Annotated in this window: 9 protein-coding genes; all 9 read right to left on the bottom strand. The window is 68.3% G+C overall.

What is annotated here, in order from left to right:
* Window positions 1-353: ribonucleotide reductase subunit alpha (locus Q0C59_RS16720; RefSeq protein ID WP_291217605.1), on the bottom strand; the 353-nt coding region annotated here is incomplete at its 3' end.
* A 13-nt stretch (window positions 354-366) separates the two neighbouring features.
* Entirely contained in the window at window positions 367-1,002 is a 636-nt protein-coding gene (locus Q0C59_RS16715; RefSeq protein ID WP_291217608.1) for a nitroreductase family protein, read from the bottom strand.
* Window positions 1,003-1,022: 20 nt separating this feature from the next.
* Window positions 1,023-3,437: an adenosylcobalamin-dependent ribonucleoside-diphosphate reductase gene (locus tag Q0C59_RS16710; protein WP_291217603.1), complete on the bottom strand. Its 2,415-nt coding sequence runs from the start codon at window positions 3,435-3,437 to the stop codon at window positions 1,023-1,025.
* A gap of 17 nt (window positions 3,438-3,454) precedes the next feature.
* Complete coding sequence (locus Q0C59_RS16705) at window positions 3,455-4,684, bottom strand: nitronate monooxygenase family protein (protein ID WP_291217601.1); 1,230 nt, start codon at window positions 4,682-4,684, stop codon at window positions 3,455-3,457.
* Complete coding sequence (locus tag Q0C59_RS16700; RefSeq protein WP_291217598.1) at window positions 4,662-5,360, bottom strand: carbonic anhydrase; 699 nt, start codon at window positions 5,358-5,360, stop codon at window positions 4,662-4,664. The genes Q0C59_RS16705 and Q0C59_RS16700 overlap by 23 nt, the downstream gene beginning before the upstream one ends.
* Window positions 5,357-6,211 (bottom strand): peptidylprolyl isomerase, encoded by an 855-nt coding sequence (locus tag Q0C59_RS16695; protein ID WP_291217596.1) that lies wholly within the window; start codon window positions 6,209-6,211, stop codon window positions 5,357-5,359. The genes Q0C59_RS16700 and Q0C59_RS16695 overlap by 4 nt, the downstream gene beginning before the upstream one ends.
* Before the next feature lie 25 nt (window positions 6,212-6,236).
* A complete protein-coding gene (gene narI / locus Q0C59_RS16690) occupies window positions 6,237-6,968 on the bottom strand; it encodes a respiratory nitrate reductase subunit gamma (RefSeq protein WP_291217594.1) in 732 nt (243 codons plus the stop codon).
* Window positions 6,965-7,678, bottom strand: a complete 714-nt coding sequence (gene narJ / locus Q0C59_RS16685) for a nitrate reductase molybdenum cofactor assembly chaperone (RefSeq protein WP_291217592.1) — start codon at window positions 7,676-7,678, stop codon at window positions 6,965-6,967. The genes narI and narJ overlap by 4 nt, the downstream gene beginning before the upstream one ends.
* A 1-nt stretch (window position 7,679) precedes the next feature.
* Window positions 7,680-9,149 (bottom strand): nitrate reductase subunit beta (gene narH / locus Q0C59_RS16680; protein WP_291217590.1); only part of this gene is annotated, 1,470 nt, incomplete at its 5' end.

The following is a 9,149-nucleotide window of genomic DNA, read 5'->3' as shown; positions in this document are numbered from 1 at the left end:
AGCTGCCCCTGGCGGATCGCCTCCACCATGTCCTGCAGCGGTTGTTCGGCCTCGGCGCTCCCGGGCTGGCGGCCCGGTGTGCCGGCGAGTGCGGCGGCGAACACCATGCCCCAGGGCTGGCCAAAGGCCTGGGCCTCCTGCACCAGCTGGTCGAACGAGTGCAGCTCGTCCAGCCCCTTGTCCACGCACATCTGCGGCACCAGCGCACCACCCTCGCCGCGCTCGAATTCGAGACGCTGGGCCGGTGTGGCGTCGTCCGGCAGCTCGACGCCGGCGAACACGAACAGCAGGCGCTGCGGCAGGGGTTGCAGGCGCGCCGCGCTCAGCAGGTCGTCGAAGGTTTGAATGTTCACGGGGTCTCCAGATTCAGTCGGTGTTGATCGGCGCAGGTCCGAGCGTGCTGCAGTAGTCGGCCACGGTGGGGCGCGTGCGCGCGGGCCGGCGTGCCGCCACCGTACCCACGCTCATGAAACACAGGGCCTGTTCGCCCACGCTCAGATGGAATCGCTGGCGCAGGGCCTGCGAGCCCAGCGCCTTGCCACTCGTGAGCGCCGAGCCATAGCCCATGGCGGTGGCCATGAGCAGCATGTTCTGCACCGCGCAGCCGGCCGAGAGGATGCGTTCGGACAAGTCCACGGCCGGATCGCCGCGCACGCCGTCCACCACCACCAGCAGCAGCAAGGGCGCGCGGTGCGCTTTCTCGCGCGCCTGATCCAGCTGCTCCGGCGTGGCGGTTGCGTCGCGCTCGCGCAAGGCCTGCGCGAACACCTCGGCCAGCGAGGCGCGTTCGCCGCGCGGCACGATCACGAAGCGCCAGGGCAGCAGCTGGCCGTGGTCGGGCGCAGCAGCGGCGGCACCCAGCAGGGCCTGCAGCTGGTCCGCATCGGGGCCGGGGGCCAGCAGGCGCTTGGGCAGCACGGTCTGGCGCGCGTGGATGAGGTCGGCGGCGGCGCGGGTGCACTCGCGCTCCACCGTCTCGGCCTCGCCAGCCAGCTGCGGCATTCGCGTGAGCTGCGCGGTGTTCATCCACACACCCCGAGGTGGCCACACTGCGTGCAGTAATCGCAGCCGTCCTTGCGGATCACCGCGTGCGCGCCGCACTCGCCGCACTTCTTGCCCGGCATCATGCCGGGCGTGGCCTGCACCACCACCGGTGAAGCTTGTCCCGACGCGGGTGTGACGCCGGCGCGTTGCGCGATCAGTGTCTGCACCGCGTAGGCGATGGCCGCCACCACCGAGTCGTGCCACATCGGCACATGCGTGCCGTCGGCCTTCTGGTGCGTGCCCATGCGCACGGGGCCACGGTCCCACACCACCTTGCGCATGTCGCGCAGGGCGCGCTCCAGGAAACCGCCGCGCGCGGCCAGCGAGAGCAGGCGCATGCTGGACGACACCCACTGCTGCGACTCGCCGCTCTGCCCCACCGGCATGAAAAATTCGATCGCGCGCTCCACCGTGCCCGCACCGTCGGCCGTGGGCACCGGCAGGAAGGACACCAGCAGGTACAGGGTCTGGTGGCCTTCCTGCGTCCAGTACTCGATCTTGTCGGCCACGGCTGGCAGCGCGCCTGGTGGCCGGCTCTCGATCACCGAGCGCATCGGGTCCACGGTGGTCACGCTCGCGGTGGTCTCCGGCGTGGGGCCGGTGTCCAGCACCGAACCCAGGATGGCGTTGGGCCGGTAGGTCGCCAGTCCTTTGAGCTGCGCGCGCCAGGCCTGCTGGTACAGGCCCTTGAAGTCGTCGTAGGGGTAGTCGGCCGGCACGTTCACCGTCTTGGAAATGGCGGTGTCCACGAAGGGCTGCACCGCTTCCATCATGGCCAGGTGGTCGGTCGCCGGCATGGCCAGTGCGTTCACAAAGTACTCGGGCAACTGCGCCATGTCGCCACCGAGTTCGCGGTAGAGCCGCCAGGCGTGGTCTTCCACCGCGTAGTCGGTGGTGCTGCCGTCGGCCTCGCGCTTCTTGCGCCGGTACATCCAGGAAAACGGCGGCTCGATGCCGTTGGACGCGTTGTCGGCAAAGGCCAGGCTCACCGTGCCGGTGGGCGCAATCGACAGCAGGTGGCTGTTGCGGATGCCGTGCGTGCGAATCGCATCCTGCAGCGCTTTCGGCAGGCGGCTGGCGAAGGTACCTTCGGCGAGGTAGCCGTCGGCATCGAACTTGGGGAACGCGCCTTTCTCCTGCGCCAGCGCCACCGAGGCCGCGTAGGCGGCATCGCGCATGCGCTCGGCGATCTGCGCGGCCAGCGCGCGGCCCTCGGCCCGGTCGTAACGCACGCACAGCATGGCCAGCGCATTGCCCATGCCGGTGAAACCCACACCGATGCGCCGCTTGGCCGCCGACTCCTCACGCTGCTGCGGCAGCGGCCAGAAGGTCACGTCGAGCACGTTGTCCAGCGCGCGCACCTGCAGCGCCACGGCCGCCTCGAAGGCCTCGAAGTCGAAGCTGGGCAGGCCCCCGAAGCCGAAGGGATGGCGCACAAAGCGCGGCAGGATCACCGGGCCGAGGTCGCAGCAGCCGTAGGGCGGAAGTGGCTGCTCACCGCATGGGTTCGTCGCCTCGATCGACTCGCAGTAGCGCAGGTTGTTGTCCTGCTGGATGTGGTCGAGGAACAGGATGCCGGGTTCGGCGAAATCGTAAGTGGAGCGCATCACCGTGTCCCACAACTCGCGCGCAGGCAGGCTGCGGTAGACCCACAGGCCGTCGGCGCGCTGGTGGGCACCCTGGGCCATCAACGCCGCGCCGGGGCGGGCGCGGTGCACCAGTTCCCAGGGCTGGTCGTCGGCCAGTGCGCGCATGAAGGCGTCGCTCACGCCCACCGACACGTTGAAGTTGTTCCAGCGCCCGGGTGTGCGCTTGGCGGTGATGAACTCCAGCACGTCGGGGTGGTCGATGCGCAGCACGCCCATCTGCGCGCCCCGCCGCGCGCCCGCACTCTCCACCGTGGCGCACGACTGGTCGAACACGTTGATGTAGCTGCACGGGCCCGAGGCCAGCGAAGCGGTGGCCTTGACTTCGGCGCCGCGCGGGCGGATGCGCGAGAAGTCGTAACCCACGCCGCCGCCGCGCCGCATGGTCTCGGCGGCCTCGCGCAGGGCTTCGTAAATGCCGGGGTAACCGCCGTCGTCCACACCCTGGATGCAGTCGCCCACGGGTTGCACGAAGCAGTTGATCAGCGTGGCCTGGATGGCGGTGCCGGCCGCGCTCATGATGCGGCCTGCGCCGATGGCGCCGGCCTGCAGGTTGTCGAAGAAGCGCTGCTCCCACTGGGCGCGGTCGGCCTCCTTCTCCACCGAGGCCAGCGCACGCGCCACGCGGCGGTAAATGTCCTGCTCGCTGGTCTCGCCGTCCTTGAGGTACTTCTCCTTCAGCACGTCCAGCGTGATGGGTTGTTGTCCGATGGCCGTGCTGGCCGATTTCAGAGCGTCACGTTTCATGTTCGGGTGTTCTTTCGTTAAACCAGCGCAGGGCGGACACCGCTCAGGAGCCACAACATCAGGTCCTGCACCGGACGGATCTGCTGGCCGAATGGCAGCACACCCGCACCCCGGAAAAACAGGCCCTTCTGCGCGTCGCCGTCGAGCGCGTGGCCGAGCTGCTGGTCGATGCAGAACTGCCCCATCTCGCCCTTGCCGTCGCGCAGGCCGCAATGGGCCAGGCAGTCAAACGCCATGTTGCACTTTTTCTTCACATGCGCAACCGCCTTCAGTCGCGGCTCCAGGCGCAGGTATTTGTCCAGCCAGGGGGTGCGCACGGCGCGCGCGGGCAGGCCGGCCACGCTGATGAACTCCACCAAATCCTCGGGTCGGGCCTCGGCCAGCACGCGCTTGAAGGCCGCGTCGGCGTCGCACTCGCGCGTGACGGCAAACGCCGTGCCCAGCTGCACCGCGCTGGCGCCCAGGGCCTGCAGGCGCAGGAGGTCGTCGCGGTTGCCGATGCCGCCGGCGGCGATGAGCGGTATCTCGCGCTCGATACCGGCAGTCTTGAAGAACTCGAGCACCTGCGGGATCACGACCTCGAAGTCGAAGCGGGTGTCCTGCAGATCAGCCACTTTGGCCGCGCCGAGGTGGCCACCGGCCAGGCGCGGGTGCTCGATCACGATGGCGTCGGGCAGCCGGCCCTTTTTCTCCCACTTGCGCACCAGCAGCTGCACGCCGCGCGCGTCCGACAGGATGGGGATGAGCGCGGTGTCGGGGTGGTCGCGCGCGAGCTCGGGCAGATCCAGCGGCAGGCCCGCGCCCACCACCACCGCGTCGGCGCCGCTCTCCAGCGCCTGGCGCACGTACTGTTCATAGGCGCTGAGCGCCTTCATCACGTTGACCGCGACCAGGCCACGGCCTTGTGCGATGTCCTTGGCACCCTGGATCTCGCGGTCCAGCGCCACCCGATTGGCCGCGTCGATGCGCTCGCGCGCGTCGGGCTCCTTGTCCAGGTGGGCGGTGACGGCCATCAGGTCGGGGTGGCGGCGGCGCAGATCCACCGCCGAGACCGTGCCCACGCCACCGAGGCCGGCCACGGTACCCGCCAGCGAAGCGGCCGACACACCCACGCCCATGCCGCCCTGCACCACCGGCAGCAGCTCGCGCCCGCGCAGGTGCCAGGTGCGCAAACCGCCCGTGCGGGCCAGGGTCTGGAGTTCGGCCGCCAGCGTGTCGCGAGCTTCAGTAGCTGATGACTTGTCCATCGTGTTCCACATAAGGTTGGTACGGCCCGGTGCCGCTGTTGGAGGCTACCGAGGCCGCGACGAAGTCACCTTGCTGTGCATCAAACACATGCACTTCGCCGTCTTCGATCACGTAGTGCCAGCCGTGCAGCGTGAGCCGGCCGGCCTCGACCTCGCGCCGCACCATGGGGTAGCCCATGAGGCGTTCGAGCTGCAGCACCACGGCGCGCTGTTCGGTGCGGCGCATCGATTCGGCGCAGGGTTGCACCGGCAGCAAGGCTTCGTCGATCAGCTTGAGCCACGCGGTGAGGGCCACGGCCTCGGCGGGCGCGCCTTCGTAGGCGGCGCGTATGGCGCCGCAGTGGCTGTGGCCGCAAACCACGATGCGCTCCACGTGCAGGCTGAGCACCGCGAACTCGATCGCGGCCATCGTTCCATGGAGGCCGTGCGACTGGTCGTGCGGTGGGACGAGGGCGCCCACGTTGCGCACGATGAAGAGTTCGCCCGGGCCGGCGCCGGTGAGCAGGTAGGGCACGAGGCGCGAGTCGGAGCAGCCGATGAACAGCGTCTTGGGGTGCTGGCCTTCGGCCACCAGGTCCTGAAAGCGCTGCTGGTGGCGCGGAAAGTAGTCGGAGCGGAAATGCCGCAAGCGCAACAGCAGCTCGTCCGCTGAAGCGCCCGCGGCGGGTTCGTTCATTGCACCAGCGGGGTGTCGGCCCCTTCCAGTTCCACACCTTCAACGTGGGCCTGACCCACCAGCAACTGCATGTACTGGCGCAACGCCGTGGCCTGCGACTGCAGGGCCAGGCGCGCGCCGATCTGCGCTTGCAGCTCGGCGAATTCGGGCAGGCGCCCCGGATCGCGTTCCAGCACCTCGACGATGTGCAGGCCGAAGCGGCTGTGCACCAGGCGCGGGTGCAAGCCGAGCGCCTGGATGGCGTCGTTCTGCAGGAACAGCGCCTTCGCCAGCTCGGGCGCGCAGTCCTGCGGCGTGATCCAGCCAAGGTCGCCCCCCTGGGTGCTCGACGGGCAGTTGGAGAGTTCGCTCGCGAGCTGCGCAAAGCGCTCGATGGAGACGCCCTGGCGCGAGAGCTCCAACAGGGCGGCCTCGGCGCGCTGGGCCAGCGCGTTCACCGGCACGCCCGGCGTGACCGCGAACAGGATGTGGCGCACGTGCAGTGCGTGGCCCACCACGAAGCGCGGCTTGTGGGCCTCGTAGTGGCGCCGGCACTCCTCGGGCCCCGGCTCGGGCGAGTGCACCTCGGCTTCGAGCAAGGCCTCGATGGCGGCACGCGTGTCGGCGTCGGGCTCGGGGGCATTCAGACCGGTGAAGCGCGGCAGCAAACCGGCGCTCACCGCCTGCTGGCGCAGCAGCTCGGTGCAGGCACGTTCGCGCAGAGCCTGCTCGCCCAGCACCTCCCCGGCTTCGTGCAACGCGATGCCGTTGATGCTGGCGATTGCTGCCGGGTTCGCCGCAGCTGCCTCCGGGCTTTTGCAGGCGCAGGCGCTGCTGCCGCAACCCGACGGGGAGGAAATGTCTTGATTCATGGGGGGCTCCCGTGGGTGGGGTGGATCAGCGGGGCTTGGCCGGGTGGGCCGGGTTGGTCGGGTTGGCGGGCACGCCCAGGCGGCGGCTGCGCACCACCTGGTACGGCCGCACCAGGTAGGCGAGGCTGCCGAAACCGCTCCACACATGCACCAGCCGCGAAAACGGGAACAGCAGGAAGATCGTCATGCCCAGCACCATGTGCACCTTGTAGGGCCAGTCCATGGCGACCAGGGCGGACGCTTCGGGGCGGAAGGTGACGATGCGCTGCGCCCATTCGGCCAGCACCAGCATGGCGCTGCCATCGGCGTGCGAGTACGAGTACGGCAGCGTGATCAGGCCCAGCACCAGTTGCACCCACAGGATGATCAGAATGGCCAGATCGGTGCGGTGGCTGGTGAGGCGGATGCGTGGGTCGAAGATTCGCCGGTGCAGCAGCATCGTCAGGCCCACGAAACAGATCACCCCGGCGGTGCCGCCCGCGTAGATGGCCAGCCGCTGTTTGGTCGCAGCCTCCATGAAACCTTCGTAGAAAAAGTGCGGCGTGAGCAGGCCCACGAAGTGGCCGAAGAACAGGAACAGGATGCCGATGTGGAACAGGTTGCTGCCCCAGCGCAGCTGACCCTTGCGCAGCATCTGCGACGAATCGCTTTTCCAGGTGTACTGGTCGCGGTCAAACCGGGCCAGGCTGCCCATGAAGAAGACGGCGAGGCAGATGTAGGGGTATACGCCGAAGAGGAAGTGGTGCAGTGAGGTCATGCCTGTGCTCCTGATGGGGATGAGGGGTGACGGCCGGTGGCCGCCTTCACGATGCGGATCGGTTGCGGCTGGCCGGGCTTGGCCTGGCCTTCGGTGGAGCAACCACCGAACACTTCGGGTTCGGCCCAGACCTCGTCGATGCCCGGGTCGGCCGCCACCGGCACCGGCTCGGCCTTCTCGCCGGCGATCTCCAGCACCGCGGCCAGCACGCTGGCGTACGGGCTCTCGCGCTTGAGCAGCGCGCTGAAGATCACACGCACGATGTGCGCGCTTTCCCCGAGGAATTCGCGCGCCACCGCAGCGGGCTGGGTGGAGGCGAACTCGAGCAACACGCTCAGGTGGTCGGGCAGCTCGGCCGGCCCGAAGAACAGACCAGCTTTCTCGTAGGTCTGGATCAGGTCGATCATGGCCGGCCCTCGGTCGCGCGAATCGCCGAGCACGTGTTCGAACAGGTGCAGCGCGGTGCTGCGCCCCCGGTCGAACAACTCCACGTAGTCGGCTTCGACATCGAGCGCCGGTTGCTGGCTCAGGTGCACCAGCAGCGCATCGAGCTCGGTCAGGCGCGCGGGCGGCAAGGCGGCCTCGGCACGCAACGCCTCACGCAACTCACCGGCGTGCTCGCGCAACTCGTTGGTGGGGTAACGCAGCAGGTGGGCGAGCACACGCAGGGTGTGCACGGCGGGCTTTTGGGGAGAAGAGAAAAAGCCCATGTCAGACCCCCGCCTTGATCGGAATGGTTCGTTTTTTCTCGCTGCCGAACAAGCTCGTTTCCGTCTGCCCTTCCGAGCAGCCGTTGCCGAAGGTGAAGCCGCAGCCGCCCTTGATGTTGAAGGTGTTCTCGGCGTATTCGCGGTGGGTGGTGGGAATCACGAAACGGTCCTCGTAGTTGGCAATCGCCATGGTCTGGTACATGTCTTCGACCTCGCGCACGCTCATGCCGACCTGGTCGAGCACATCCTGGTTGATCACGCCGTCCACGTGTTTGGCGCGCTGGTAGCTGCGCATGGCCAGCATGCGTTCGAGCGCTCGCACCACCGGCACGGTGTCACCGGCAGTCAGCAGGTTGGCGAGGTACTTCACCGGGATGCGCAGCTGGCTCACGTCCGGAATCTCGCCGTTGCCACCCAGGTGCCCGGCGTTGGCCGCGGCGGTGATGGGCGAGAGCGGCGGCACATACCAGACCATGGGCAGCGTGCGGTACTCGGGGTGCAGCGGCAGCGCCACCTTCCAGTCCACCGCCATCTTGTAGACCGGGCTGTGGCGCGCGGCCTCCAGCCAGTTCTCGGGGATGCCGTCGGCGCGCGCCTGCGCAATCACCGCCGGGTCGTGTGGGTCCATGAAGAGATCGATCTGGGCCTTGTAGAGGTCCATCTCGTTGGGCACGCTCGCGGCCTCCTGGATGCGGTCGGCGTCGTACAGCAGCACGCCCAGGTAGCGGATGCGGCCCACGCAGGTCTCGCTGCACACGGTGGGCTGGCCAGCCTCGATGCGCGGGTAGCAGAAGATGCACTTCTCGGCCTTGCCGCTTTTCCAGTTGTAGTAAATCTTCTTGTAGGGGCAGCCGCTCACGCACATGCGCCAGCCGCGGCACTTGTCCTGGTCGATCAGCACGATGCCGTCTTCCTCGCGCTTGTAGATCGAGCCCGATGGGCACGAGGCCACGCACGCCGGGTTGAGGCAGTGCTCGCACAGGCGCGGCAGGTACATCATGAAGGTGTTCTCGAACTCCCCCACCATGGCCTTCTGCGCGGCCTCGAAGCCGTTGAAGTTGGCGTCCTTGCTGCGCTTGGCGAACTCGCCGCCCAGGATCTCTTCCCAGTTCGGGCCCCACTCGATCTTCTCCATGCGCGCACCGGTGATCAGGCTGCGCGGGCGCGCGGTGGGGGTGTTCTTCATCTCGGGCGCCGACTGCAGGTGGTCGTAGTCGAAGGTGAAGGGCTCGTAGTAGTCGTCGATCTCCGGCAGGTGCGGGTTGGCGAAGATCTTCATCAGCAGCTGCCACTTGCCGCCCTGTTTGGGCACGATGGAGCCATCGGCACGGCGCGTCCAGCCGCCTTGCCACTTCTCCTGGTTCTCCCACTCTTTCGGGTAGCCGATGCCGGGCTTGCTCTCGACGTTGTTGAACCAGGCGTATTCCACCCCGGGGCGGTTGGTCCAGACGTTCTTGCAGGTGACCGAACA

Origin of the sequence: Hydrogenophaga sp. (assembly GCF_022844385.1) — a bacterium.
Taxonomy (GTDB): Bacteria; Pseudomonadota; Gammaproteobacteria; order Burkholderiales; family Burkholderiaceae_C; genus Hydrogenophaga.
Note: the sequence above shows the minus strand (reverse complement) of the source record. Positions and strands in the feature narration are given on the sequence as shown.

What these genes read in the sequence shown, in the direction of transcription:
- Q0C59_RS16715 (WP_291217608.1), bottom strand. Translation starts at nt 1,002, where the DNA reads ATGCCGCAGCTGGCTGGCGAGGCCGAGACGGTGGAGCGCGAGTGCACC.
- Q0C59_RS16710 (WP_291217603.1), bottom strand. Translation starts at nt 3,437, where the DNA reads ATGAAACGTGACGCTCTGAAATCGGCCAGCACGGCCATCGGACAACAA.
- Q0C59_RS16705 (WP_291217601.1), bottom strand. Translation starts at nt 4,684, where the DNA reads ATGGACAAGTCATCAGCTACTGAAGCTCGCGACACGCTGGCGGCCGAA.
- Q0C59_RS16700 (WP_291217598.1), bottom strand. Translation starts at nt 5,360, where the DNA reads ATGAACGAACCCGCCGCGGGCGCTTCAGCGGACGAGCTGCTGTTGCGC.
- Q0C59_RS16695 (WP_291217596.1), bottom strand. Translation starts at nt 6,211, where the DNA reads ATGAATCAAGACATTTCCTCCCCGTCGGGTTGCGGCAGCAGCGCCTGC.
- narI (WP_291217594.1), bottom strand. Translation starts at nt 6,968, where the DNA reads ATGACCTCACTGCACCACTTCCTCTTCGGCGTATACCCCTACATCTGC.
- narJ (WP_291217592.1), bottom strand. Translation starts at nt 7,678, where the DNA reads ATGGGCTTTTTCTCTTCTCCCCAAAAGCCCGCCGTGCACACCCTGCGT.